The 24,378-nt window shown below is 60.4% G+C and carries 21 protein-coding genes; 15 read left to right on the top strand and 6 right to left on the bottom strand.

Annotated elements, in window-relative coordinates; translation table 11 throughout:
- Positions 1-55 precede the first annotated feature (55 nt).
- Positions 56-829, bottom strand: coding sequence for an ABC transporter substrate-binding protein (locus V6S97_RS04740; protein ID WP_003507867.1), 774 nt, complete (start codon positions 827-829; stop codon positions 56-58).
- 341 nt (positions 830-1,170) lie between these two features.
- Between V6S97_RS04740 and V6S97_RS04735 the strand changes: the two genes are divergently transcribed.
- The gene (locus V6S97_RS04735) at positions 1,171-3,462 is read left to right on the top strand and encodes an OmpA family protein (protein ID WP_334426167.1); all 2,292 of its coding nucleotides are present in this window, start codon (positions 1,171-1,173) and stop codon (positions 3,460-3,462) included.
- Between the two features lie 184 nt (positions 3,463-3,646).
- Here the strand turns inward: V6S97_RS04735 and V6S97_RS04730 are convergent, their stop codons facing one another.
- Together V6S97_RS04730 and V6S97_RS04725 are read right to left on the bottom strand one after the other, a co-directional pair.
- On the bottom strand, positions 3,647-4,570 hold the full coding sequence (locus tag V6S97_RS04730) for a pseudouridine-5'-phosphate glycosidase (RefSeq protein WP_060723296.1): 924 nt from the start codon (positions 4,568-4,570) through the stop codon (positions 3,647-3,649).
- Positions 4,571-4,599: 29 nt separating this feature from the next.
- A complete protein-coding gene (locus tag V6S97_RS04725) occupies positions 4,600-5,541 on the bottom strand; it encodes a carbohydrate kinase family protein (protein ID WP_111794211.1) in 942 nt (313 codons plus the stop codon).
- A 246-nt stretch (positions 5,542-5,787) separates the two neighbouring features.
- Between V6S97_RS04725 and recA the strand changes: the two genes are divergently transcribed.
- Complete coding sequence (gene recA, locus V6S97_RS04720; protein WP_020012874.1) at positions 5,788-6,879, top strand: recombinase RecA; 1,092 nt, start codon at positions 5,788-5,790, stop codon at positions 6,877-6,879.
- Between the two features lie 230 nt (positions 6,880-7,109).
- Positions 7,110-9,773, top strand: a complete 2,664-nt coding sequence (gene alaS, locus V6S97_RS04715; protein ID WP_003507879.1) for an alanine--tRNA ligase — start codon at positions 7,110-7,112, stop codon at positions 9,771-9,773.
- Between the two features lie 88 nt (positions 9,774-9,861).
- On the opposite strand, the gene V6S97_RS04710 is transcribed toward alaS, so the two are convergent.
- Positions 9,862-10,488, bottom strand: a complete 627-nt coding sequence (locus V6S97_RS04710; RefSeq protein ID WP_003507880.1) for a glutathione S-transferase family protein — start codon at positions 10,486-10,488, stop codon at positions 9,862-9,864.
- Positions 10,489-10,838: 350 nt separating this feature from the next.
- A complete protein-coding gene (locus V6S97_RS04705; protein ID WP_003507881.1) occupies positions 10,839-12,053 on the bottom strand; it encodes an NADP-dependent isocitrate dehydrogenase in 1,215 nt (404 codons plus the stop codon).
- A 215-nt stretch (positions 12,054-12,268) separates the two neighbouring features.
- On the opposite strand from V6S97_RS04705, the gene V6S97_RS04700 reads away from it, so the two are divergent.
- From V6S97_RS04700 to V6S97_RS04670, 7 genes are all read left to right on the top strand, one after another.
- Positions 12,269-12,799, top strand: a complete 531-nt coding sequence (locus V6S97_RS04700) for a hypothetical protein (protein ID WP_003507882.1) — start codon at positions 12,269-12,271, stop codon at positions 12,797-12,799.
- Between the two features lie 116 nt (positions 12,800-12,915).
- Positions 12,916-13,758: an RNA methyltransferase gene (locus tag V6S97_RS04695; RefSeq protein ID WP_003507883.1), complete on the top strand. Its 843-nt coding sequence runs from the start codon at positions 12,916-12,918 to the stop codon at positions 13,756-13,758.
- Positions 13,742-14,563 carry a glutamate racemase gene (gene murI, locus V6S97_RS04690; protein WP_080866253.1) on the top strand — a complete coding sequence of 274 codons (822 nt, stop codon included), beginning with the start codon at positions 13,742-13,744 and terminating at the stop codon, positions 14,561-14,563. The genes V6S97_RS04695 and murI overlap by 17 nt, the downstream gene beginning before the upstream one ends.
- A 392-nt stretch (positions 14,564-14,955) precedes the next feature.
- Positions 14,956-15,195, top strand: coding sequence for a hypothetical protein (locus tag V6S97_RS04685; RefSeq protein ID WP_003507887.1), 240 nt, complete (start codon positions 14,956-14,958; stop codon positions 15,193-15,195).
- Between the two features lie 187 nt (positions 15,196-15,382).
- The gene (locus V6S97_RS04680; RefSeq protein ID WP_003507888.1) at positions 15,383-16,021 is read left to right on the top strand and encodes a LysE family translocator; all 639 of its coding nucleotides are present in this window, start codon (positions 15,383-15,385) and stop codon (positions 16,019-16,021) included.
- 37 nt (positions 16,022-16,058) lie between these two features.
- On the top strand, positions 16,059-16,946 hold the full coding sequence (locus V6S97_RS04675; protein ID WP_060723274.1) for an EamA family transporter: 888 nt from the start codon (positions 16,059-16,061) through the stop codon (positions 16,944-16,946).
- 126 nt (positions 16,947-17,072) lie between these two features.
- Complete coding sequence (locus V6S97_RS04670; RefSeq protein ID WP_003507892.1) at positions 17,073-18,590, top strand: ATP-binding protein; 1,518 nt, start codon at positions 17,073-17,075, stop codon at positions 18,588-18,590.
- A gap of 39 nt (positions 18,591-18,629) precedes the next feature.
- Here the strand turns inward: V6S97_RS04670 and V6S97_RS04665 are convergent, their stop codons facing one another.
- The gene (locus tag V6S97_RS04665) at positions 18,630-19,613 is read right to left on the bottom strand and encodes a TerC family protein (RefSeq protein ID WP_187772418.1); all 984 of its coding nucleotides are present in this window, start codon (positions 19,611-19,613) and stop codon (positions 18,630-18,632) included.
- Positions 19,614-20,065: 452 nt separating this feature from the next.
- On the opposite strand from V6S97_RS04665, the gene rpsD reads away from it, so the two are divergent.
- The 5 genes from rpsD (at position 20,066) to V6S97_RS04640 (ending at position 24,369) form a co-directional block, all read left to right on the top strand.
- The gene (gene rpsD, locus V6S97_RS04660) at positions 20,066-20,683 is read left to right on the top strand and encodes a 30S ribosomal protein S4 (protein ID WP_003507896.1); all 618 of its coding nucleotides are present in this window, start codon (positions 20,066-20,068) and stop codon (positions 20,681-20,683) included.
- A gap of 69 nt (positions 20,684-20,752) precedes the next feature.
- Positions 20,753-21,682, top strand: a complete 930-nt coding sequence (locus V6S97_RS04655; RefSeq protein ID WP_003507897.1) for a glutaminase — start codon at positions 20,753-20,755, stop codon at positions 21,680-21,682.
- Positions 21,683-21,743: 61 nt separating this feature from the next.
- Positions 21,744-22,670 (top strand): tRNA 2-thiocytidine(32) synthetase TtcA, encoded by a 927-nt coding sequence (gene ttcA / locus V6S97_RS04650; protein ID WP_442886007.1) that lies wholly within the window; start codon positions 21,744-21,746, stop codon positions 22,668-22,670.
- A 16-nt stretch (positions 22,671-22,686) separates the two neighbouring features.
- Positions 22,687-23,514 carry an inositol monophosphatase family protein gene (locus V6S97_RS04645; protein WP_003507900.1) on the top strand — a complete coding sequence of 276 codons (828 nt, stop codon included), beginning with the start codon at positions 22,687-22,689 and terminating at the stop codon, positions 23,512-23,514.
- Positions 23,515-23,544: 30 nt separating this feature from the next.
- A complete protein-coding gene (locus V6S97_RS04640) occupies positions 23,545-24,369 on the top strand; it encodes an inositol monophosphatase family protein (RefSeq protein WP_060723272.1) in 825 nt (274 codons plus the stop codon).
- The last annotated feature ends 9 nt before the right edge of the window (positions 24,370-24,378 follow it).

Here is a 24,378-nt window from a genome sequence, read left to right as displayed (position 1 = left end):
AAAAATGGCGGAAGGGCAAGCCTTCCGCCACGAGATTTCAACAGATCGAACAGGCTTACTCGCCGTAAACGTCGAAATCGAAGTATTTTTTGTTGATCTCCTGATACTTGCCGCTGGCGCGGATGCCGGCGATGGCGGCGGTGAACTTGTCGGCGAGCGCCGTGTCACCCTTGCGCACGGCAACGCCCGCGCCATTGCCGTTGATCTCGACGTCGACCTTGAGCGGCGTCAGGATCTTGCAGCAGGCGCCGGCATCCGTCTTCAGCCATTCCGAAAGCACGACGATGTCGTCGATGACGGCGTCGATGCGGCCATTGGCGATGTCGAGCTTATATTCGTCGGCGGTCGGATACATCTTCACGTCGGCATCCGGGAAATGCTTTTCGGCATAGTTGGAGTGGGTGGTGGAACCCTGCGCGCCGAGCGACTTGCCCTTGAGATCATCGAGGGACTTGATCGGCGAATCCTTCGGTACGGCGATAGCCGGCGGGGTGTTGTAATATTTCTTGGAGAAGTCGACCTTCTGGAGACGTTCCGGCGTGATCGACATGGACGCGATGATGGCGTCGAACTTCTTGGCCTGCAGGGCGGGGATGATGCCGTCCCAGTCATTGGTGACGAAGGTGCACTCGGCCTTCATTTGTTCGCACAGCGCCTTGGCGATGTCGATGTCGAAGCCGGTCAGCGTGCCGTCGGCTTCGAGATTGTTGAAGGGCGGATAGGCGCCTTCGGTGCCGATGACGATCTTGTCCTGCGCGAGGGCTGCGCCCGACAACAGCGAGATGGCGGCAATCGATACGGCTGCGAGCAGACGGGTGGAAATAGGCATTTCGATCCTCTCTTTTGGTCGTTCATCCGCAGTCTGTTGTTGTTTTCAGTGCGGACGCCATGGGCGCTGGGCGCGGCAGGACGGAGGATACCGCCTGTGGCCTTCAGCGCGGATGCAATTATTCATCCGGTTGGTCAAAAAATGCAACTGCAATATTAGCCATCGCGTTTGTGCCGCAGAGCCTCCACGAAAAGGCCTTGATCTGTTCATTTCCGGTACAGAACGCTTTGTTCATCATGGGAACCGAAGTGTGTGCCGGGCGTTGACCAGCGCCTGCACGCGCAGCCGGAATCACGATGTCGCAAGACTGGCGACCAATAATGGCAGATGAGGAAACACCGATGCTGAAGAAGAACACATTGCTGACGGGGGTGGTTTTCCCCCTCATGTCGCTGGCGATTGCGGTGGAGCCGGCCGCGGCCGGTTTTGCCGGTGCCGCGCGGGCGCAGACGCTTCCCGGACAGGCGACGACCGGTCAGGTGATTCTGGCGCAGGCACAGCCGGAAGAGCCGAACCCGGAAGAAGAACTGCGCAAGCGGCGCAAGCAGGCCGAAGAGGCGCAGCCGCAGGCGGAGCCGCAACGCCAGGAGCGTGCACAGGAGCGTGCACAGGAGCGTGCACAGGAGCCGCCGCGTGAGCCGGAGCCCAAACGCGAAGCCGCGCCCGCCGAACCGCGCCCAGAACCGCAGAGGGAACCCCAGCGTGAGCCGCAGCCCGAACCCCAGCGGGAACCGCAGCAGCAGCGCGAGGCCCGCCCGGAGCCCGCGCCGGCCGAACAGCCGCAGGAGCGTCCCCGCAAACCAGAACGCGCACAGGAGCCGCAGGGCGAGGGCGAACAGCGCCCGGCACGCCAGCGCGAGGCGGCACCCGAAGCCGCACCTGCCGAGGAGCAGCCGAAGGAACGTCCGCGCAAGCCCGAACGGGCCGAGCAGCCCGCAGGTGAGGGTGAGCAGCAGCGTCCCCGCAAGGAACGCGCGAAGGAACCCGCAGCCGAACAGGAGCCCGCAGCACGCCCTGAAAATGCCGAGCAGCCGACCAAGCCTCGCGAGCCGGCGCCTTCCAAAAAGCCGCAGGTAGAGGAAAAGGCCCCGGAACAGAAAGCCGAACCGGCTGAAAAAGCCGTTCCGGAGAAAAAGCCTGCCGCCCCGGAGCCGGCAGTGAAGGAAGCACCGGTTCCAACCGAAGCCCCGACGCCCGCACGTCCGCCGGCGCCCGAGGCCCAGCCCAATCCCGCACCGGGTCGTCAGCCTTCCGAACAGCCGCCGGTAGAGGGCCAGGGTAGAACTGAACCTGCAGCCCCGCTGCCAGGCGCGCCGACGCCTCCGCCGCCGAGCGGTACGACGACCGGACAGGCGCCGGCCGGCGAACCCGTGCCCAATCAGGTCGCTGTTCCGCAGACGGAAGCGCCGCCGATGACGAAGGAAGAGCTGGACAAGGCCAAGGCCATTGCCAAGGACCCGTCCAAGACCGCCGATACCGTCATTCTGCCGGTCGACAAGGGTGCCGCCGTTCTCGACAGCGACAAGGAAGTGGAACGCTCCGGCAACCGCCAGACCCGCGAGGAGCGCCGTCGTGAACGCGAGCAGGCCGGCGACGTGAAGGTTCCGACATCGGACGCCGAAGCGCAGCGCGCCGGCGCCGCCGAAGGCAAGGCTCCGCCACCGCCCGTCAAGATGGAGGCGATCACCTCCCAGCAGGGCGAACGTGTCGATCGTCGTCCGCAATATGAGCGGCCGGAAGGTGTGCGCGAATGGCAGCCGCGCGAAGGCCGCCCGCGCGATCGGGATCGTGACGGCGATGCGCCGATCATCCTGCAATTCGGCGACCGTGTCGTGGTGCGCGGCGATGATAACCAGCGCTTCATCCGCGATGGTGGTGAGCCCTACTACGAGCGCTTGGGCGGCGGCCGTGTCCGCGAAACCGTGGAGCGCCGCGATGGAACGCAGGTGGTTACGATCCGCAACCGTTATGGCGACGTGATCCAGCGCTCGCGCATCGACGATCGCGGCCGCGAATATGTGCTGTTCTATGCACCGGAGCTGATGGAAGATCCGGACCGTGATTATGTCTATCGCGATCCCGGCCTCGACCTGCCACCGATGCGCCTGCGCATTCCCGTGACCGATTACATCATCGACACGTCGAGCGATCCGGACCGCGATTATTATCGCTTCCTGGAACAGCCGCCCGTCGAACCGGTGGAGCGGGTCTATTCGCTGGATGAAGTGCGTTATTCGGCCCGTATCCGCGACAAGGTGCGCCGTATCGACCTCGATACGATTACCTTCGCCACAGGCAGCGCGGAAATTCCGATGGCGCAGGCACGCTCCCTGCGCAAGGTGGCTGATGCCATCAACAAGGCGCTCAACAAGAACCCGGGGGAAACCTTCCTGATCGAAGGCCATACCGATGCCGTCGGTTCGGATGAAAGCAACCTCGTTCTCTCGGACGAGCGCGCCGCTTCCGTCGCCAATGTGCTGACCGATGTTTACGGTATTCCGCCGGAAAACCTCGCGACTCAAGGCTATGGCGAGCGTTACCTGAAGGTTCAGACACTTGGCCCGGAACAGCAGAACCGCCGCGTCACCATCCGCCGCGTGACGCCGCTGGTGAAGCCGGTCGCCCAGAACTGATCAGGTTCAGGAACTGAAAAGAAAAAGGCCCGGAAAGCGCAAGCTTTCCGGGCCTTTTTTGTTGGTTGCGAGGCCTTCTGCTTTCACACCGTCATCCTCGCCCTTGAGGCGAGGATCCATTCCTGCGAGCGCATCGTGGATCCTCGGATCAAGCCTGAGGATGACTGAGAAGACGATTTTTTCTTCAGTTCAGCGCCACGGCGATCTCAGCAGCAAGCTGCGCATTGTTGCGCACCAGCGCAATATTGGTCTCCAGGCTGCGGCCATCTGTGAGGCGGAAAATATCGCCGAGCAGGTAGGGGGTGACTTCCTTGCCGGTGACTTCGTCGCGCTCGGCGTGCGAGATGGCGCGGTTGATGTAGATTTCCATCTCCTCGCGCGGAATTTCGTCTGCTTCCGGCACGGGATTGGCCACCAGCATGCCGCCGTCGATGCCCAGCTGTTCGCGGGTTGCCTGGAAATTGGCAATCGCCGCCGGGCTATTGAGCGAAAGCGGGCTCGACAGGCCGGAAGAGCGGGACCAGAAGGCCGGGAATTCTTCCGACCCGAAGGTGACGACAGGCACGCCGTTGGTTTCGAGAACCTCCAGCGTCTTCGGAATATCGAGAATGGCTTTCGCGCCGGCGCAGACGACGATCACGCCGGTCTTGGCAAGCTCGGTCAGATCGGCGGAGATGTCGAAGGTCTCTTCCGCGCCCTTGTGCACGCCGCCGATACCGCCTGTCGCAAAAACGCGGATGTCGGCGCGGGCGGCGGCGATCATGGTGGCTGCAACCGTGGTCGCGCCCGTGCGGCGCTCGGCGATGGCAAAGGCGATATCGGCGCGCGAGACCTTCATGGCGTCGGTTGTCTGGGCAAGCGCCTCAAGCTGGTCCTTCTCAAGACCGATATGCAGCGTGCCGTGAATGACGGCGATGGTGGCCGGAACCGCACCCTGATCGCGGATGATCTGTTCGACGCTTTCGGCCATCTCGATGTTGCCGGGATAGGGCATGCCATGGGTGATGATGGTCGATTCAAGCGCCACGATCGGCGCGCCGCGCTGCTTGGCTGCGGCGACTTCCTGAGAATAGACGATGGGCAGGAGCGGGGAGATGGGGCGGGTCATGGCATCTGTTCCAGTTTTCAAAAGCGGGTTCATGCCAGCATTTCAGCCTGGGGAACAAGCCCCAACATGGCTTCGACACTGTCTTTTGATAGTTCATGCGAGGTGGCGAAGGGGGACTGCACGGTGATGGCCGCCGCGGCCGCCCCCTGTCGCAAGGCCTCCGCAATCGTCTTTCCCTCGGCGATGGCGGCGAGATAACCAGAGGCCATGGCGTCGCCCGCACCGGTGACATCCTTCACCTCGCGGATGAGAGGCGGGTGGAGGATTGCTTTTTCCGTTCCATTGAAGGCAACGACTTCGCTTGCGCCGCGGGTAACGACGCCGCCGCAAAGCCCGGCCTTGCGCAGAATATCCGGCCAGTCGCGGACATTGGCCGCCGTCTCGCCGGTCAGCGCGCGGGCTTCCGCCTCGTTCATGAAGAGGACGTCGATATCGCCGAGCGCCGCTTTCAGCTTCACCGCCTTGGCGGGCGATATGGCAATGGCCGCCAGCGGTTTTTCGCAGGCGCGGGCAACGAGGCCGAGCGCCGTCAGCGTATCATCAGGCAGATTGGCGTCGCAAAGCAGGATATCGCTCGCAGTGATCGCCTCCCGCACGGCGCGTATCTTCAGGCGGCGCGGGGTGAAGAGCTTGTAGAGGTCCATATCCGCAAGCGCGATGACGAGGTTGCCGTCACGCTCCAGAATGGCGGTGTAGCTCGGCGTGCGGCGGTCGAGGAAGGTGAAGGGCGTGTCTTCAACGCCCGCCTGCTTCGCAGCCTCCGCCACCGCTTCGCCTGTCACGTCACCGCCGCGCGGAGCAATGATGCGGACCTGAAAACCGAGGCGGGAGAGATTGCGCGCGGCGTTGAAACCGCCGCCGCCCGCCTCTTCCATCCAGGAGCCGGGGTTGCTCGCGCCGGGCGCCGTCTCAGTCTCGATCATGCCGCGCCGGTCAATATGCGCGCCGCCCAGAACGAGTATTTTCTTCACGCTTGCGTTTCCCTCTTTGGCGGATGGAAAGACCGGACGATTCGGCCTAAACTGACGTCTTCCTGACCTCGCATCCGGTTTGCGGCGATGGGCCGGGCACGGAAAAACGAAAGCAGAACAAACTACTTATCGCTATTTGTTTTCAATATGCTGGCTCAGCCTTGCGAAATGAGAACAAATAGAGTACATACCGTTTCCATACTGCTTCATTGCCTGTGCGGCTTCAATAACCTAAAGGTGGTTCGGATGGCACAAAATTCTTTGCGTCTCGTAGAGGATAAATCGGTGGATAAAAGCAAGGCACTGGAAGCGGCGCTCTCCCAGATCGAACGGTCGTTCGGCAAGGGATCGATTATGAAGCTCGGTTCCAATGAAAATGTGGTTGAGGTGGAGACCGTTTCGACGGGTTCTCTCAGCCTGGATATCGCGCTCGGCATCGGCGGTTTGCCGAAGGGGCGCATCGTTGAAATTTATGGCCCGGAAAGCTCGGGTAAGACGACGCTGGCGCTGCAGACGATTGCGGAAGCCCAGAAGAAGGGCGGCATCTGCGCCTTCGTGGATGCCGAGCACGCGCTCGATCCGGTCTATGCCCGCAAGCTTGGTGTGGATTTGCAGGGCCTTCTGATCTCGCAGCCGGATACGGGCGAGCAGGCACTTGAGATCACCGATACGCTGGTGCGTTCCGGTGCGGTTGATGTCCTGGTGGTCGACTCCGTTGCGGCGCTGACGCCGCGGGCGGAAATCGAAGGTGAGATGGGCGACAGCCTGCCGGGTCTTCAGGCCCGCCTGATGAGCCAGGCGCTGCGCAAGCTGACCGCTTCGATCTCCAAGTCGAAATGCATGGTCATCTTCATCAACCAGATCCGCATGAAGATCGGCGTCATGTTCGGTTCGCCGGAAACGACGACAGGCGGTAACGCTCTCAAGTTCTATGCGTCCGTTCGCCTCGACATCCGCCGTATCGGCGCCGTCAAGGAGCGCGAAGAGGTTGTCGGCAACCAGACCCGCGTCAAGGTCGTCAAGAACAAGATGGCTCCGCCCTTCAAGCAGGTGGAATTCGACATCATGTATGGCGAGGGTGTTTCCAAGACCGGTGAACTCGTCGACCTCGGCGTAAAGGCCGGTATCGTCGAAAAATCCGGTGCATGGTTCTCCTATAACAGCCAGCGTCTGGGGCAGGGGCGTGAAAACGCCAAGACCTTCCTGCGTGACAATCCGGAAACGGCAAATGAGATCGAACTGGCATTGCGCCAGAATGCCGGTCTGATCGCCGACCGCTTCCTGCAGAATGGCGGCCCGGATGCCGGTGAAGGCGACGACGGCAGCGACGAGGGCTGATGCATTCCGCGAAGGTCCTGATGTCGCCGTCCGGAGACTTCGTCGAACTGGTATAGATCAAAAGGGTCGTGCGATTTTTCTTCGCGCGGCCCTTTTTCTTTGCCTATATGTCTTGCTTCGCCTCCATGGCTGGACAGGGCAGGATGCGGACGATAAAAGCCAGTGATTTTGCAATATAGCCATCGTTTCCGGTGGCGGTGATGGACTCCAGCTGTGAGCGGTGTGTGGGCATGAGCGGTGTGAATGAAATTCGGTCGACCTTTCTCGACTACTTCAAGAAGAACGGACATGAGATCGTGCCCTCCAGCCCGCTGGTGCCGCGCAACGATCCGACACTGATGTTCACCAATGCCGGCATGGTGCAGTTCAAGAACGTCTTCACCGGTCTTGAAAGCCGTCCTTATTCCACGGCCGCTTCGGCGCAGAAATGCGTGCGCGCCGGCGGCAAGCATAACGACCTCGACAATGTCGGTTATACCGCCCGCCACCACACCTTCTTCGAAATGCTCGGCAATTTCTCCTTCGGCGATTATTTCAAGGAAGAAGCGATCACCCATGCCTGGAACCTGATCACCAGGGAATTCGGCATCGACCGCAACCGTCTGCTGGTGACTGTCTATCACACCGACGACGAGGCCTTTAACCTCTGGAAGAAGATTGCCGGTTTCTCCGACGACCGTATCATCCGCATTGCGACCAGCGACAATTTTTGGGCAATGGGCGATACCGGTCCCTGCGGTCCCTGTTCGGAAATTTTCTATGACCACGGCGATCATATCTGGGGCGGCCCGCCCGGCTCGCCGGAAGAGGATGGCGACCGTTTCATCGAAATCTGGAACCTCGTCTTCATGCAATATGAGCAGCTGACGAAGGAAGAGCGCATCGACCTGCCGCGTCCGTCGATCGACACGGGCATGGGTCTTGAGCGTATTTCCGCGCTGCTGCAGGGCAAGCACGACAATTACGATACGGATCTGTTCCGCGCGCTGATTGCTGCTTCCGTGGAAGCGACCGGTGTTCCGGCCGAAGGTGAAAAGCGCGCCAGCCACCGGGTCATCGCCGACCATCTGCGCTCTTCCGCTTTCCTGATCGCCGATGGCGTCCTGCCGTCCAATGAAGGCCGCGGTTATGTCCTGCGCCGCATCATGCGTCGCGCCATGCGCCATGCCGAACTTCTCGGCGCGCGCGAGCCGCTGATCTACAAGCTGCTGCCAGCGCTGGTACAGCAGATGGGCCGCGCCTATCCGGAACTGGTTCGCGCCGAGGCGCTGATTTCCGAAACGCTGAAGCTTGAGGAAACCCGTTTCCGCAAGACCCTGGAGCGCGGCCTGTCGCTTCTCTCCGACGCCACCTCGACCCTGCACAAGGGCGACATGCTGGACGGCGAAACGGCTTTCAAGCTTTACGACACCTATGGTTTCCCGCTCGATCTGACGCAGGATGCGTTGCGCGCCCGCGAAATCGGCGTCGATATTTCCGGCTTCACGGACGCCATGCAGCGTCAGAAGGCGGAAGCCCGCTCGCACTGGGCCGGCTCCGGGGACAAGGCGACCGAAACCGTCTGGTTCGAACTGAAGGAAAAGTTCGGCGCGACCGAATTCCTCGGTTACGATACGGAAACCGCCGAAGGCGTCATTCAGGCGATCGTCAAGGACGGCAAGTCGGTGGACAGCGCCGCCGAGGGCGAGACGGTCCAGATCGTCGTCAACCAGACACCGTTTTATGGCGAGTCCGGTGGCCAGATGGGCGATACCGGCGTGATCTCCGGCGACAATGGCGCCTTTGCCGTTTCCGACACCCAGAAAAAGGGCGAAGGCCTGTTCGTGCATACCGGCACCGTTTCCAAGGGCGGATTGAAGCTCGACGAAGCCGTGCAGCTGACGGTCGATCATGACCGTCGTTCGCGTCTGCGCGCCAACCACTCCGCCACCCACTTGCTGCACGAGGCGCTGCGCGAGGTGCTTGGTACGCACGTTGCTCAGAAGGGTTCGCTGGTCGCACCCGAGCGTCTGCGCTTCGACGTTTCGCATCCGAAGCCGATGTCGGCCGAGGAGCTGAAGGTCGTCGAGGAAATGGCAAACGAGATCGTCTTGCAGAACTCGCCTGTCGTGACGCGTCTGATGAGCGTTGACGACGCCATCGCCGAGGGTGCTATGGCGCTGTTTGGCGAAAAATACGGCGATGAAGTCCGCGTGGTTTCCATGGGCACCGGCGTTCACGGTGCGAAGGCCAACCGTCCGTACTCGGTCGAGCTTTGCGGCGGCACCCATGTTGCCGCAACCGGCCAGATCGGCCTTATCCGCATTCTCGGCGAAAGTGCCGTCGGTGCGGGCGTGCGCCGTCTTGAGGCCGTAACGGGTCAGGGCGCGCTTGCATATCTCGCCGAGCAGGATGAGCGCGTAAAGGCATTGGCTTCGTCGCTGAAGGTTCAGCCGGGCGAGGTACTGTCGCGTGTCGAGGGACTTCTCGACGAGCGCAAGAAGCTGGAGCGCGAGCTTGCGGATGCCCGCAAGAAACTCGCAATGGGCGGCGGTTCGTCGGATGCCGGTGCAAACGACGTCCAGCAGGTCGCGGGCGTCAATTTCCTGGCGAAATCCCTCTCCGGCATCGATGCCAAGGACCTCAAGGGCCTTGCCGATGAGGCCAAGGCCAATCTCGGCTCGGGCGTCGTGCTTTTGATTGCCGTTTCCGAAGATGGCAAGGCAAGCGCTGTTGCGGCCGTGACGGAAGATCTGACGGCCCGTTTCAGCGCCGTTGATATCGTCCGCACCGCGTCTGCCGCACTTGGCGGCAAGGGCGGCGGCGGTCGCCCTGATATGGCGCAGGCCGGCGGCCCGGATGGCGCCAAGGCGCAGGATGCCATCGAAGCGGTGGCGGCGGCCCTGGCGGCCTAGTGAGAGCAAATTCAAAAAGGGCGGGGTTTTACCCCCGCCCTTTTGATTCCGGTTCAAGCCTCCGGCGCAGAACAGCGGTTCCCGTCTTTCAGCCTGTCGCCTGCAAGTCCTTTGCCGCTTCCTCATCGAGCTGGGCGGCCCGCTTGAAGGCCGGGCGTTCGGTGAGATGGGCCATGTAATCGAGAAAGGCCGGGCGTTTTTCGATCGTGCCGAAATGCAGCCCCCAGCCGATATGGGCACCGACATAGACATCCGCTGCGGTAAAGAGATCACCGGCGATAAAGCGGTTTTCGCTGACGGCCCGTTCAAGCGTATTCATCACATCCGCATAGCTGCCGCAGCCGGCCATGCGCAGCTTCTCCTTCGGCACTTCGAAACCCATCGCCTTCATGCTTGCCGCCATTTCCAGCGGGCCTGCGGCAAAGAACATCCAGCGATAATAAAGCCCACGTGCCTTGGGCGTGGGCGCAAGGTTCGCGCCGGGAAAGGCATCGGCGAGATAGGCGCAGATCGCTGCCGCCTCGGTGACGATCGTATCGCCGTGTTTGATGGCGGGCACCTTCGCCATCGGATTTATCAGCCGGTAGGCGGGCGATTTCATCGAGGTCTCGAAACCCAGTATTTCCGTTCGGTATGGAACGCCCACTTCCTCGAGCATCCACCGCGCGATGCGTCCGCGCGACATAGGGTTGGTGTAGAAGATCAATTCACTCATGCTTTTGCCTCCCCAAGCAAAATCCTCGAAGCATCCCGGGAAAACCGATGCGGATTTCGCGCCTGCGCTTCGCTTTTTTTAAGTCCGCAGCATCCTTCGCGTGTTCCCTAAGACCGCGCTGATGCTCCGATGAACGTTTGACTGTGCCGGGCAAGTTATGTGCAAGTAGATGCTATTTAAGTTTTGTCTTATTGTTGTACTGGCCGCAGCACGCGGAATCGAAGTCTGCGCCTAGTACAACAGCTAATCAAGATACTGTGAGCAAAAAAGAAACCAGACGTTTCAGCTCTACGGTACACATAAAAAACCCGGCGCTGAGGCCGGGTTTTGAAGTCGCTGGGAAAGCAGGCTTAAGCCGCCATCGCCTTCTTGAGGTTCTCGTCGATCTTGTCGAGGAAGGCGGTGGTGGAGAGCCAGGGCTGGTCCGGACCGATGAGGAGGGCCAGATCCTTGGTCATGAAGCCGCTTTCAACGGTGTCGACGCAGACGGTTTCGAGCGTCGTTGCGAACTTTGCGAGCTCGGCATTGTCGTCTAGCTTGGCGCGGTGGGCGAGGCCACGTGTCCAGGCGAAGATCGAGGCGATCGAGTTGGTCGAGGTTTCCTGACCCTTCTGGTGCTGGCGGTAGTGGCGCGTAACCGTGCCGTGCGCAGCTTCGGCTTCGACTGTGCGGCCGTCCGGTGACAGAAGAACTGAGGTCATCAGGCCGAGCGAGCCGAAGCCCTGCGCAACCGTGTCGGACTGCACGTCGCCGTCATAGTTCTTGCAGGCCCAGATGTAGCCGCCGGACCACTTCAGCGCGGAAGCGACCATGTCGTCGATCAGGCGGTGCTCATAGGTGATACCGGCTTCGTCGAACTGCGCCTTGAACTCGGTCTGGTAGACTTCTTCGAAGATATCCTTGAAGCGGCCGTCATAGGCCTTGAGGATGGTGTTCTTCGTGGAGAGGTAAACCGGCCACTTGCGCATCAGGCCATAATTCATGGAGGCGCGGGCGAATTCGCGGATGGATTCGTCGAGGTTGTACATGGCAAGAGCCACGCCAGCGCTCGGGGCATCGAAGACGTCCTTTTCGATGACCTGGCCGTCTTCACCGACGAACTTGATCGTCAGCTTGCCCTTGCCGGGGAACTTGAAGTCGGTTGCCTTGTACTGGTCGCCGAAAGCGTGACGGCCGACAACGATCGGCTTGGTCCAGCCGGGAACGAGGCGCGGAACGTTCTTGCAGATGATCGGCTCACGGAAGATGACGCCGCCCAGAATGTTGCGGATCGTGCCGTTAGGGCTCTTCCACATCTGCTTCAGGCCGAATTCCTCGACGCGGGCTTCATCCGGGGTGATGGTGGCGCACTTGATGCCGACGCCGTGCTTCTTGATGGCGTGCGCCGCGTCGACAGTGACCTGGTCGTTGGTGGCGTCGCGGTTTTCAACCGAGAGATCGTAATATTCGATGTCGAGATCGAGGTATGGCAGGATCAGCTTGTCCTTGATGAGCTGCCAGATGATACGGGTCATTTCGTCGCCGTCGAGATCGACGACCGGATTGGCTACCTTGATCTTTGCCATGAATTCCTCACCTTCGAAGCTGTGGCGTCTGATAACGCCGGTATTCGGAAAAATATCCGGTGCGGCTATAGCATTGCGAGCGTCTGAGGCAAAGCCATGGGGGGCGCTTTTTTGGCGCAGCGCAATAACGCTTTGCGCATTGCCAAACCATAATGCCGGAATACAGTCAGGCGAATCGCTTCGCCCGCTTGTCGGGCCTATCCCGGGATCACATCATGCGGAATATTCTGCTTCTGACTGCCGCCGTCCTCTCTTCCCACAGCGCCCTTGCTGCCGGGCCCACCGATCCCGTCCAGAAGGTGATGGATATCACCGTCAAGAACTGGTCCGGTGATGCCGAAAACTGGAAATACATCTTCGATGAGGACATGCTGACCAGCCTGTTCAGCAAGGATTTCGTCGCACAATATCACGAAGCGTCCAAGAAGCCGGCCTACGAGGCAGAAAGCGGGGAGAAGGGTGATCCCTTCGGCTACGATGTCGTGACCAACTCCCAGGATGGCTGCCCGCTGCAGGAAGTTTCAGTGACGGCCGGTGCGGTGAAGGACGGCGTGACTGACGTGACGGCGAAATTCAAGCTCTGGGCCTGCATGGACGAGGCGGAGATGAAGGCGACGGTTGACGAAGTGCATTTCGACGTCGTCGAGGAGGATGGCCGGCCGGTCATCAGCGATATTCATCGCGTTGGCGACGAGGGCAGGGATTCGCTGCGCGAAGAGATGGCGACGATCATTAAGGGGGAGTGAAGAGGACGCTCACACCCCTCCGCCTTTGATTTTAGCGCCGATCTGTGCCAGTGAGGCGCGCTTTAGCGTATCGGTTCGAAAATCGACGCGCCGCTTCAGAAAACGGACAAAAGACGATGGCAGGCACAAACAGCGAGCTTGAACTTGTGGCGGAAGGCCCGGCGATCATTCTGGTCGAACCGCAGCTCGGCGAAAATATCGGCATGGTGGCGCGGGCCATGGCCAATTTTGGCCTCGCCGAATTGCGTCTGGTCAACCCGCGGGACGGCTGGCCGAGCGAGAAGGCGCGCGCTGCCGCTTCCAAGGCCGACCATGTCATCGATGCAACGAAGGTGTTCGAGACGCTGGAAGAGGCGATCAAGGACCTGAACTTCGTTTATGCCACGACCGCGCGCGAGCGTTACGGTTTCAAGCCGGTGCGTGCGCCCGTCACCGCCGCCGAGACATTGCGTGCAAAATTCAAGACGGGCGAAAGAACCGGCATCCTGTTCGGGCGCGAGCGCTGGGGCCTTACCAACGAAGAGGTGGCGCTGGCCGACGAGATTGTGACCTTCCCGGTCAATCCCGCCTTTGCCTCGCTCAACATCGCGCAGGCCGTGCTTTTGATGTCCTATGAGTGGATGAAGTCAGGCATGGACGATCTGGGCGAAACGCTTTTCCAATCCGTCGAGCAGCGGCCCTCCACCAAGGAACAGGTTTTCGGCCTGTTCGAACATATCGAGGAAGCGCTGGACGCGCGTGGTTATTTCCATCCGCCCGAAAAAAAGCCGAAAATGGTCGACAATCTGCGCGCCGTGCTGTCGAGACGCGGTTTTTCCGAGCAGGAAATCAGTGTTTTCCGTGGCGTGATCAATTCGCTCGACCGTTTTCCCCGGCAATGGCCCAAGCAGGCAGGCCGGGCGGGAACGGCAGAGGGAATATTGGCGAAGGGAACCGGGGAGCATGCTGAAGACGAGTGAGGCGGCCGCCGATGTACTGAAACCGGTGCTGGTGTTCGATTCCGGCATTGGCGGGCTGACGGTTCTGCGCGAGGCGCGCGTGCTGATGCCTGAGCGCGGTTTCATCTATGTGGCCGACGATGCGGGTTTTCCCTATGGCGGCTGGGAGGAGGAGGCGCTGAAGGCGCGCATTCTCTCGCTCTTCGAAACGCTGCTGCAGGATTATAGCCCGGAAGTCTGCATCATCGCCTGCAACACGGCCTTCACGCTCGCGGGTGCCGATCTTCGCGCCCGCTTTCCGCAGATGACTTTTGTCGGCACCGTGCCCGCCATCAAACCGGCGGCGGAGCGCACCCGTTCGGGCCTCGTTTCCGTGCTGGCGACACCGGGCACCGTCAAGCGCGCTTATACGCGCGATCTCATCCAGTCCTTCGCCACCCAATGTCATGTCCGTCTCGTTGGCTCGGAAAATCTGGCACGCATGGCGGAAAGCTGGATCAGGGGCGAGCCGGTCTCGGACGAGGCGGTTCTGGCCGAAATAGAGCCCTGCTTCATCGACAGCGACGGCAAGCGCACAGACATCGTCGTTCTCGCCTGCACCCATTATCCCTTCATGGCCAATGTGTTTCGCCGGCTGGCCCCCTGGCCGGTGGACTGGCTGGACCCGGCCGAGGCGATCGCAAGGCGCGCCCGCCATCTGGTGCCGCTGCCACAGGATGCGGAGCACCCTGACGGTTTCGATTTTGCCGTCTTCACATCAGGCAAGCCGGATTTTGCCACCCGGCGGCTGATGCAGGGATTTGGTCTCAGCGTTTCGTTGACCTGAGTTTCGCTGCCCAGCCGCCTGTTGTATTTTTGCATCTGTTTTGCCCGTCTTTTGCAATTCGAGATTGCGGCCTCTTGTCGCGCCGGATTTCTTATGTAAGATGTTTCTCGTCTGTAACCGCTATGAATGGAGGCGTGGAATGACCAATGACATGAATATGCGCCTTAACGGCATGTCTGGCTTTTCCGGCATGGTCTTCGGTGGTTATGTGATGCGAGGCATCTCCCTCCGATAAGGCTTAAAGCCTGATTTCCCTGCCGTTAGGCATTTTCACTTCGTCCGACATGTGACTTGCGCGTCCGCATGGCATGACTGCTGCGCCCGCCGTTTCGGCATGTCGTTTTCCATCGATAAAGGACCTGGCCGCTTTGCCGCGCCGGGATGGATTTCCCATGCAGAAAAATCAACCATTGGTAGCATATGCGCTGCCGGATGCGGTCGATCGCTTGTTCGTCACATTCGGCGTCTGGAAAACTCTCAAAGCGGTTCTCACAGCCGCGCTGGTGCCGCGTGCGCCGCCGACTGATCCTGCCGATCTGCCTGAGCGCCTTTTGGTCGACATCGGCCTTGACCCCTCGCGCGTAAAGCGGCGGCGGGATTGGGAGGTTCCTCACTGGGCGCCCCGGTTTTGATGTGATGGCCTCTCCCGCGCAGACATGCGGGAGGGGCCGTATCGAACTTTGACCGCCGATGGCGGAGAAAATCCTGCACAGACGTTTTTTCGGGTTGTTACGAGAGAGCTGCACGGTTTGTAAAATCCGGCTTGAAGCGAAACATTTTCCGTGGCTTGCTCAAGACTCGGGATAAAGGAGACTCATTATGCCACTGGAGAACTGGCTGGCCTTCGTGGCCGCATCCGCCATCATGCTTGCCATTCCGGGACCGACGATCCTGCTGGTAATTTCTTACGCACTCGGCCACGGCCGCAAGGCGAGCACCGCGACGGTAACGGGCGTGGCGCTTGGGGATTTCACCGCCATGACGGCCTCGATGCTGGGGCTCGGGGCGCTGCTTGCAACATCGGCGGCGCTTTTCACTGGTCTGAAATGGATCGGTGCGGCTTACCTCATCTATCTCGGCATCAAGCTGTGGCGTTCGCCGGTTGGCGGAGAAGGTGCCGAGGGGACAGGCGTGACGGGCCGTGAAAGGCCGCTCAAAATCTTCCTGCATGCCTATATCGTCACGGCGCTGAACCCCAAGAGCATCGTGTTTTTCGTGGCCTTCCTGCCGCAGTTTCTGGTGCCGACGCTGCCCTTCTGGCCGCAGGTGCTGATTTTCGAAGCGACATTCCTGGTGCTTGCCACCTGCAATGCGGCGCTTTATGGACTGCTGGCAAGTGCCGCCCGCAATACGATCCGCAAGCCGAAGGTCCAGCGCATCGTCAACCGCACGGGCGGCGGTCTCCTGATCGGCGCCGGTCTTATCACCTTTGGCTGGAAGCGGGCGGTTTCGGCGTAAAGCGCGTCTCGATCACCTGAAATTCGGACATAACAAAATGGCACTGCCGCATATACTTCTCGCCCTGATCACCGTGTTTTTGTGGGGCTTCAACTTTGTCGTCATCAAGGTGGGCGTCGCTGATATGCCGCCTTTGTTTCTGACGGGGGTGCGTTATCTCTTTGCGGCGGTGCCTTTGGTGTTTTTCCTGCCAAAACCCAATGTGCCGTGGCGGCATATGATCGTTTACGGCATGGCGATGGGTTTCGTGCAGTTCGGCCTGCTTTATCCGGCCATCAAGCTCGGCCTGCCGGCGGGGCTTGCTTCGCTGGTTATGCAGTCGCAGGCCTTCTTCACGCTGGCGCTTGCCGTGGTGTTCCTCGGCGAGCGGCCGCTGCCTTCACAGATCCTCGGCGCGATCATCGCTTTTGGCGGGCTGGCGGTCATCGGCGTGGAGCGCATGACGGCCGCAGCGCTGATACCGCTCCTGATGGGGGTCGGCTCGGCAATTGCCTGGGCCTGCGGCAACATCGTCAATCGCCGTATCGGCCAGGTGAACGCGGTTTCCTTCGTTGCATGGACGAGCCTTGTACCCGTTCTGCCGTTGATCCTGCTTTCGCTGGTGGTGGAAGGACCCGATGCGATCGCGGAAGGCCTGCTCAATGCGACGTCGACGATGGCTTTCGTGGTGATCTACATGGCCTATGGAGCGACCATTGTCGGCGCGGGCATCTGGAGTTACCTGCTTCTGCGTTATCCGGCCGGAACGGTAGCGCCGTTTTCGCTGCTGGTGCCGATTGTCGGTTTCATCAGCGCCTATCTCGCTTTTGCGGAGCATATCACCGTCTTCGAAGTGGTCGGCGCCGCATTGGTCATCATCGGCCTGATGCTGAATGTGTTCGGCAGGCGGCTTTCATTTTTGCGGGTCTCGTCCGGGGCCGCGTAGATGCGGCGTAATTGCCTGTGCATTATCGGCATGGGGCAGACGCAACAGGCGATTTTTTGGTAAAGAGCATGTTCGGCCGCCGCCAAGGGAATCGGCCGGATGACATGCAGCACGAGGAATGGAACATTGCAGGTCGGCATCGACATGGGAACCCTATCGGGCGGGCAACAGGCCAAGCTCGATATTGAAGAATTGCTTGCGACACGTTTGCTGGTGCAGGGCAATTCCGGTTCCGGCAAGTCGCATCTCCTGCGCCGGCTGCTGGAGCAATCGGCGCAATGGGTGCAGCAGGTCATCATCGATCCCGAGGGCGATTTCGTCACGCTTTCCGATAAATTCGGACACGTGGTGGTGGATGGCGAGCGCACGGAAGCCGAGCTTGCGGGCATCGCCAACCGCATTCGCCAGCACCGCGTCTCCTGCGTGCTGACGCTCGAAGGCCTTGATATCGAGCAGCAGATGCGTGCCGCAGCCGCTTTCCTCAACGGCATGTTCGATGCGGATCGCGAATATTGGTATCCGGTGCTGGTCGTGGTGGATGAGGCGCAGATGTTTGCACCCTCCGTCGGCGGTGAGGTGACCGAGGATGCGCGCAAGGCGTCGCTCGGCGCGATGACCAATCTGATGTGCCGCGGCCGTAAACGCGGGCTTGCCGGCGTCATCGCCACGCAGCGGCTTGCCAAGCTCGCCAAGAACGTGGCGGCGGAAGCCTCGAACTTCCTGATGGGCCGCACCTTTCTCGATATCGACATGGCGCGCGCCGCCGACCTGCTCGGCATGGACCGGCGACAGGCGGAAATGTTCCGCGATCTGCAGCGCGGCAATTTCGTGGCGCTTGGACCTGCGCTGTCGCGCCGGCCGCTGCCCATCGTCATCGGGGCGGTGGAAACCTCGGCGCGCTCGTCCTCGCCGAAGCTGATGCCGCTGCCGGATGCGCCGCAGGATGTGGAAGACCTGATCTTCACGCCTGATCCGGAAGAGTTCACGCGCGCTGTCGTGCGCCGTACGCCGCCAGCACCACGTCCGACGACCGATATTCTCGCCGAGCTCTCCCGTTCCACGCCCGCCGCCGTCGGTCCTTCGCCGGAGCCATCGCCGCGTGCAGGTCAGCCGGAGCTGACGCCGGAGGAGCGAGAGGAGAAGATCGCCGCTGTGCTGGTCGAAATTCTCGACGATCCGCAATCGGCCTATCGCACCGACGCCGTGCTTTATCAGGATTTTCTGGTGCGCGCCCGCATGCGCCGCATTCCCGGCACGCCGATGACGCTGGCGGATTTCCGCCGGCAGGTGGCGATTGCACGCTCAGGCGTGGATGCGACGATGGCGGCAAGCGAAGGCTGGCAGAAGGCGCTGGAGTTGTCGATGTCGGTTTCCGACGATCTGCAGGGGGTTTTCCTGCTGTTGGTCAAGGCGGCGCTGGGGGAGGAGCCTTGCCCGTCCGACGCCCGTATCGCCCGCGCCTATGGCACCCATTCCGCCCGCCGCGCGCGCCGTCTTCTCGGTTATTTCGAGGAGAAGGAGCTTGTGGTGGTACATGCCGATTTCTCCGGCAAGCGCATCGTGGCTTTCCCTGATCTCGATGCAAAAACCGCACCCGGCGATGCGGATGCGGCGGAGGATGATGCGAGGCTTGCGGCGGAGTGAGGTTGCGGCAGGTTTCCCTGCCGCTTGCCGTTGAAGGCCTTATTCTACGGCCTTTGCTTCCTTGCGTGTCGCGATCAGCGAACCGATGATGCCGGTTGCGAGGATGGCGACGGTGACGCCGAGCGAGACGGCGGGCGGGATCTTGGCGATGCCGAGCATGTCGGCGACGAAAATCTTGGAACCAACGAAAACCAGAACCGCAGCCAGCGCATATTTCAGATAGGCAAATCGGTGGATCAGGGCGGCAAGCGCGAAGTAAAGGGCGCGCAGGCCGAGGATCGCGAAGATGTTCGAGGTATAGACGATAAACGGATCGGTGGTGATCGCGAAGATTGCCGGGATCGAATCGACCGCGAAGATAAGGTCGGCGATTTCGACCATGATGAGCGCCAGGAAGAGCGGCGTCACGAAGGTCTTCAGCTTGCCGGTGGTCGCATCCGTTTCCTTGACGAAGAACTTCTCGCCATGCAGCTTCTCCGTCACCGGAAGGCGGCTGCGCAGGAATTTCAGGATGCGGTTGTTGCCGATGTCCGATTCGTCATGGTCTGACGAGAACAGCATCTTGAGGCCGGTGAAGACGAGGAAGGCCGCAAAGAGATAAAGCACCCAGTGGAAGTTTTCGACAATGGCCGCGCCGCCGGCAATCATGATACCGCGCAGGATGATGACGCCGAGGATGCCCCAGAGCAGCACGCGGTGCTGATATTGGCGGGGAATGGCGAAATAGGAGAAGATCATGGCGATGATGAAGATATTGTCCATCGCCAGGCTTTTTTCGACCACGAAGCCGGTGACATATTCCATCGCCGACTGCTGGCCGGACTGGTACCAGATCCAGCCGCCAAAGGCCAAACCGATGGCGATATAGAAGCCTGACATCAGCAGGCTTTCACGGATGCCGATTTCCTTGGAGTTCTTGTGCAATACGCCAAGATCGAGCGCCAGGAGGCCAAGGACGAGAGAAATGAAGACCGCCCACATCCATGTGGGGGTACCGAGAAAATCGTTGAGGAGGAACTCCATCAGTCAACCTTTAGCCGGACGAGGTTGGCTTTGCGGATGGGGAACGTGCGTGAAGAATATGCGTGGGCCCCAACCTAAAGAAACTCGACATCACGTGTTGTCCGGTAACACGCCAGAGGGGCCCGAGTTCTGATCACGATGGAGAGATGGGTGGGCGCTCGGGCTTTTCAAGGGCAGGATCGAGAAAAAAAGCGGCGGGTGTTGTTTGACAAATTTGTAAAACATGTTTAGAAGCCGCCCCAACGCCGGGCAGTGATGTCCGGTGTGTTTTGTTGACTACCCTGCAGTTTAATAACTGACGTTCGGCGGTCAATATCACCGACATGTCCCGTGGTTTCTCCATTTGCATGTGAGAAGCCTGTCAGAGGCCCTGAAACGGGCTTCAGAGGAGGGCGTGTTTCCTTAAACCGGTTTGGTAACAGGCCGGCATAACCTATTGAGAAGGAAATACGATGAGCAAGCGCGAATCGGCTAAGTACAAAATTGACCGCCGCATGGGCGAAAACATCTGGGGCCGTCCGAAGTCCCCGGTAAACCGCCGCGAATACGGCCCGGGCCAGCACGGCCAGCGCCGCAAGGGCAAGATGAGCGACTTCGGCACGCAGCTGCGCGCCAAGCAGAAGCTCAAGGGCTACTACGGCGAACTGCGCGAAAAGCAGTTCCGCGCCACCTACGACGAAGCAAACCGTCGCAAGGGCGATACCTCCGAGAACCTGATCGGCCTGCTCGAGTCGCGTCTGGACGCCATCGTCTACCGCGCCAAGTTCGTTCCGACCGTTTTCGCATCGCGTCAGTTCATCAACCATGGCCACGTCACGGTTAACGGCGTTCGCGTCAACATCGGTTCTTACCGTTGCAAGCCGGGCGACGTTGTTGAAGTTCGCCAGAAGTCCAAGCAGCTGGTGACCGTTCTCGAAGCCGTTCAGCTCGCAGAGCGCGACGTTCCTGACTACATCGAAGTCGATCACAACAAGATGGTTGCGACCTATGCTCGCATCCCGGCTCTGTCTGACGTTCCGTACCCGGTCGTCATGGAACCGCATCTGGTCGTCGAATTCTACTCGCGTTAATCGACGCGTTTCAGTATTGAGAAAGCCGCCCCTCGGGGCGGCTTTTTTGTTTGCTGGGGAAGGCTTTGCATGCAGGACATTCAGGCGATCGTCGATTCCATTTACGACAGCATGGTGCCCAGGCTGGGTGAGGGGAAGGTCGCGGATTACATTCCGGAACTCGCCAAAGTCGATCCGAACCAGTTCGGTATCGCCATCACCACTGTCGACGGAACCACTTATACGGCCGGCAATGCGCTCACGCCGTTTTCGATCCAGAGCATCTCCAAGGTCTTCATGCTGACGCTGGCGCTCGGCAAGGCGGGGGAAACGGTGTGGAACCGGGTAGGGCGTGAGCCGTCGGGGTCGTCCTTCAACTCCATCGTCCAGCTGGAGCACGAGCACGGCATTCCGCGCAATCCCTTCGTGAATGCCGGCGCCATCGTGGTGACGGATATCGTTCTTTCCGGCCACCAGCCGCGAGAGGCGATCGGCGAACTCTTGCGTTTCGTGCGTTATCTCGCCGACGATGACACGATCAGCATTGACGACACGGTGGCGAAATCCGAGCAGGCGACTGGTTTCCGTAATTTCGCACTTGCCAATTTCATGCGGTCCTTCGGCAATCTGCATCATCCCGTAGAATATACGCTGGGCGTTTATTTTCACCAATGTGCGCTGTCCATGACCTGCGCGCAGCTCTCTCGCGCCGGGCTGTTCCTTGCCAATCGCGGCCGCAATCCGCTGACGGGCCACACGGTCGTTTCGGATCGGCGGGCGCGGCGCATCAATGCGCTGATGCTGACCTGCGGCCATTATGACGGATCGGGCGATTTCGCCTATCATGTCGGCCTGCCGGGCAAGAGCGGCGTCGGCGGCGGCATCATGGCGGTGGCACCTGGCAAGGCGTCGATTGCGGTCTGGTCGCCGGGTCTCAACAAGGTGGGCAATTCAGCACTCGGGTCACAGGCGCTGGAAATGCTGGCGACGAAAACCGGCTGGTCCGTATTCGGGGCTTGATATTGCCGGCGGATGGGGGCATTGCCTGCACTAAGAACGGCAGTCGTGCCGGAGCGAGCTGATGATGAACATTCTTACCAAGATCGATGACATCGCCGACAGGGTCGGGGCAGATCAGGACCCGTCCGAAGAAAACGGCAGCTCGCATCCCCTGTTCGACAATGCACCGCGCTCAGTCTCGTTCAACAAGCTGCGCAAGCGGCTTCTGCGCAATGTCCGTCAGGCCTTTGAAGATTTCGGCATGCTGAAGGGCCAGAAGCGTTGGCTTGTCGGCCTTTCCGGCGGCAAGGACAGCTATGGTCTTCTGGCGCTGCTGCTTGATCTCAAATGGCGCGGTCTGCTGCCGGTAGAGCTGATCGCCTGCAATCTCGATCAGGGCCAGCCGAATTTCCCGAAGCATGTGCTGCCGGAATATCTGGCGAAGATCGGCGTTGCCCATCGCATCGAATATCGCGACACCTATTCGGTGGTGAAGGAGAAGGTGCCCTCGGGCGGGACTTATTGTTCCCTCTGTTCGCGGCTCCGGCGCGGCAATCTTTACCGCATCGCGCGGGAAGAGGGTTGCGACGCATTGCTGCTCGGCCATCACCGCGAGGATATTCTCGAAACCTTCTTCATGAACTTCTTCCATGGTGGTCGCCTTGCAGGCATGCCGGCAAAGCTGATGAATGACGAGGGCGACCTGATGGTGCTGCGCCCGCTCGCCTATTGCGCCGAAGATGATATGGCGAAATTCGCGGCGGCGATGGAATTCCCGATCATTCCCTGCGACCTCTGCGGTTCGCAGGACGGGCTTCAGCGCAATGCCATGAAGGAGATGCTGGCAGACATCGAAAGGCGTATGCCCGGCCGCAAGGACGTGATGCTGCGGGCGCTTGCCCATGTCAATCCGTCGCACCTGCTCGATCAGAAGCTTTTTGATTTCTCGGCGCTTTCTGTCACCGGGGCGTCACCTGAAGAGCGTAGGGAGGCCAACTCCCCCTTATGAAGAAGTGCCCCGCCCGATGACCCTTTCCGATAAAGATATCGACTTTCTCATTTCCACCGTTGCCGCTGCCGGCGCGAACGAAATTCTTCCCCGCTTCCGAAACCTGAGCGCCGGCGCTATCTCGGAAAAAACCTCCGCCGTCGATCTCGTTACCGAGGCGGATGTTCTCGCTGAAAAAGCAATAACAGCCGCTCTGCTGCAGCGGTTCCCGAAGGCCCATATAGTCGGCGAAGAGACCTATGAGGCGGACCAATCCGTCATTCCGGCGCTTGCCGATGCGCCGCTTGCTTTCGTGATCGATCCCATCGACGGCACTTTCAATTATGCTTCAGGTTTTCCCGCTTTCGGCACGCTGCTTGCGGTTACAGTCAAGGGCGAGACGGTGGCGGGTTTCATTCATGATCCTGTCATGGGTGACACCATCGTCGCCCTGAAAGGCGAGGGCGCGTTTCTCAACCGCAGGAACGGTTCGCAGGCGAAGCTCAAGGTCGCCGATCCCGTGCCATTGTCCGAAATGGTCGGCATTTTCTCCTGGGGCCACAGCCATCAGGATCGCCGTCCGGTGATCGCCGCCAATATGGCGAAGATAAAGATGGCGCTTTCAATCAATTGCTCGGCACATGAATACTGGCTCGCCTCGGCCGGCAAGCTGCATTTCATCGGCCATGAGAAGCTGATGCCGTGGGATCATCTCGCCGGCGTGCTTGTTCATCAGGAGGCGGGTGGTTATACGGCCCGTTTCGACAATACGCCCTATCGGCCGGGACAAACGGAGGGTGGCATCCTGTCCGCTCCCGACAAGGAAAGCTGGAAGATGCTGCGACGGGAAATCGTCGCTTTATAGTCGTTACGCTCAGAAAGAAGGATATCGCCCATGGCTCTCGAACTCGACATCGCCTCTCTTGCCAACGCGCTTCAGGAGGCGGCGGCAGTGGAAATCCTGCCGCGGTTCCGCAATCTGGGCGAGGGCGATGTGCGGATAAAGAGCGAGGCGATCGACCTTGTGACCGAGGCCGACGAGGCTGCGGAGCGGCTTATCCGCGCCCGTGTACAGGAAATCATGCCTGATGCGCTGTTTATCGGCGAAGAGGCGGTCGCGGCGGATGCCTCGCTGCTTGGCAAGCTTGCCGACGCCGATCTCGCCGTGGTGGTCGACCCAATCGACGGCACCTATAATTTCGCCTCCGGCCTGCCGCTCTTCGGCGTGATGATGAGCGTTATCTCGAAGGGCGAGACCGTTGCCGGTCTTATTTTCGATCCGATGGGCAATGACTGGGCGATTGCCGAAAAGGGCTCCGGTGCATGGCTTTGCGCCGCCGATGGCTCGCAGACGCAGATGTCGGTCGTGCCGGCTCCTGTATTGTCGCAGATGGTTGGCATCGCCAATACCGGCTATTTTGATGTGGAGACACGCCGCAAGATTCTCATGAACCTTGCCGATGTGCGGTTGTTCACCAGCTATCGCTGTGCTGCGCATGAATACCGCGTGTTCTGCGGCGGCCATATGCACTTCCTGATGTATAACAAGCTGATGCCCTGGGACCATCTGGCCGGCACGCTGCTGTCGCAGGAAGCGGGCGCTTATGCCGCCCGTCTCGACGGCTCTCCCTATCTGCCGCGCCATCTGGATGGCGGCCTGCTGCTTGCTCCTGATCAGGAGACGTGGGAATTGCTGCGCGAGAAGATTTTTACGGTTTGAGGGAAGCGT

Origin of the sequence: Agrobacterium sp. CCNWLW155 (genome assembly GCF_036888815.1) — a bacterium.
Classification (GTDB): domain Bacteria; phylum Pseudomonadota; class Alphaproteobacteria; order Rhizobiales; family Rhizobiaceae; genus Agrobacterium; species Agrobacterium radiobacter.
Note: the sequence above shows the minus strand (reverse complement) of the source record. Positions and strands in the feature narration are given on the sequence as shown.

Bases quoted from the DNA above. Each gene is read 5' to 3' on its own strand.
- V6S97_RS04710 (WP_003507880.1), bottom strand. From the start codon at position 10,488: ATGAGTGAATTGATCTTCTACACCAACCCTATGTCGCGCGGACGCATC.
- V6S97_RS04700 (WP_003507882.1), top strand. From the start codon at position 12,269: ATGCGGAATATTCTGCTTCTGACTGCCGCCGTCCTCTCTTCCCACAGC.
- V6S97_RS04730 (WP_060723296.1), bottom strand. From the start codon at position 4,570: ATGACCCGCCCCATCTCCCCGCTCCTGCCCATCGTCTATTCTCAGGAA.
- V6S97_RS04735 (WP_334426167.1), top strand. From the start codon at position 1,171: ATGCTGAAGAAGAACACATTGCTGACGGGGGTGGTTTTCCCCCTCATG.
- V6S97_RS04645 (WP_003507900.1), top strand. From the start codon at position 22,687: ATGACCCTTTCCGATAAAGATATCGACTTTCTCATTTCCACCGTTGCC.
- V6S97_RS04740 (WP_003507867.1), bottom strand. From the start codon at position 829: ATGCCTATTTCCACCCGTCTGCTCGCAGCCGTATCGATTGCCGCCATC.
- V6S97_RS04705 (WP_003507881.1), bottom strand. From the start codon at position 12,053: ATGGCAAAGATCAAGGTAGCCAATCCGGTCGTCGATCTCGACGGCGAC.
- V6S97_RS04665 (WP_187772418.1), bottom strand. From the start codon at position 19,613: ATGGAGTTCCTCCTCAACGATTTTCTCGGTACCCCCACATGGATGTGG.
- recA (WP_020012874.1), top strand. From the start codon at position 5,788: ATGGCACAAAATTCTTTGCGTCTCGTAGAGGATAAATCGGTGGATAAA.
- V6S97_RS04680 (WP_003507888.1), top strand. From the start codon at position 15,383: ATGCCACTGGAGAACTGGCTGGCCTTCGTGGCCGCATCCGCCATCATG.
- V6S97_RS04695 (WP_003507883.1), top strand. From the start codon at position 12,916: ATGGCAGGCACAAACAGCGAGCTTGAACTTGTGGCGGAAGGCCCGGCG.
- V6S97_RS04675 (WP_060723274.1), top strand. From the start codon at position 16,059: ATGGCACTGCCGCATATACTTCTCGCCCTGATCACCGTGTTTTTGTGG.
- alaS (WP_003507879.1), top strand. From the start codon at position 7,110: ATGAGCGGTGTGAATGAAATTCGGTCGACCTTTCTCGACTACTTCAAG.
- V6S97_RS04655 (WP_003507897.1), top strand. From the start codon at position 20,753: ATGCAGGACATTCAGGCGATCGTCGATTCCATTTACGACAGCATGGTG.
- murI (WP_080866253.1), top strand. From the start codon at position 13,742: ATGCTGAAGACGAGTGAGGCGGCCGCCGATGTACTGAAACCGGTGCTG.
- rpsD (WP_003507896.1), top strand. From the start codon at position 20,066: ATGAGCAAGCGCGAATCGGCTAAGTACAAAATTGACCGCCGCATGGGC.
- ttcA (WP_442886007.1), top strand. From the start codon at position 21,744: ATGATGAACATTCTTACCAAGATCGATGACATCGCCGACAGGGTCGGG.
- V6S97_RS04685 (WP_003507887.1), top strand. From the start codon at position 14,956: ATGCAGAAAAATCAACCATTGGTAGCATATGCGCTGCCGGATGCGGTC.
- V6S97_RS04640 (WP_060723272.1), top strand. From the start codon at position 23,545: ATGGCTCTCGAACTCGACATCGCCTCTCTTGCCAACGCGCTTCAGGAG.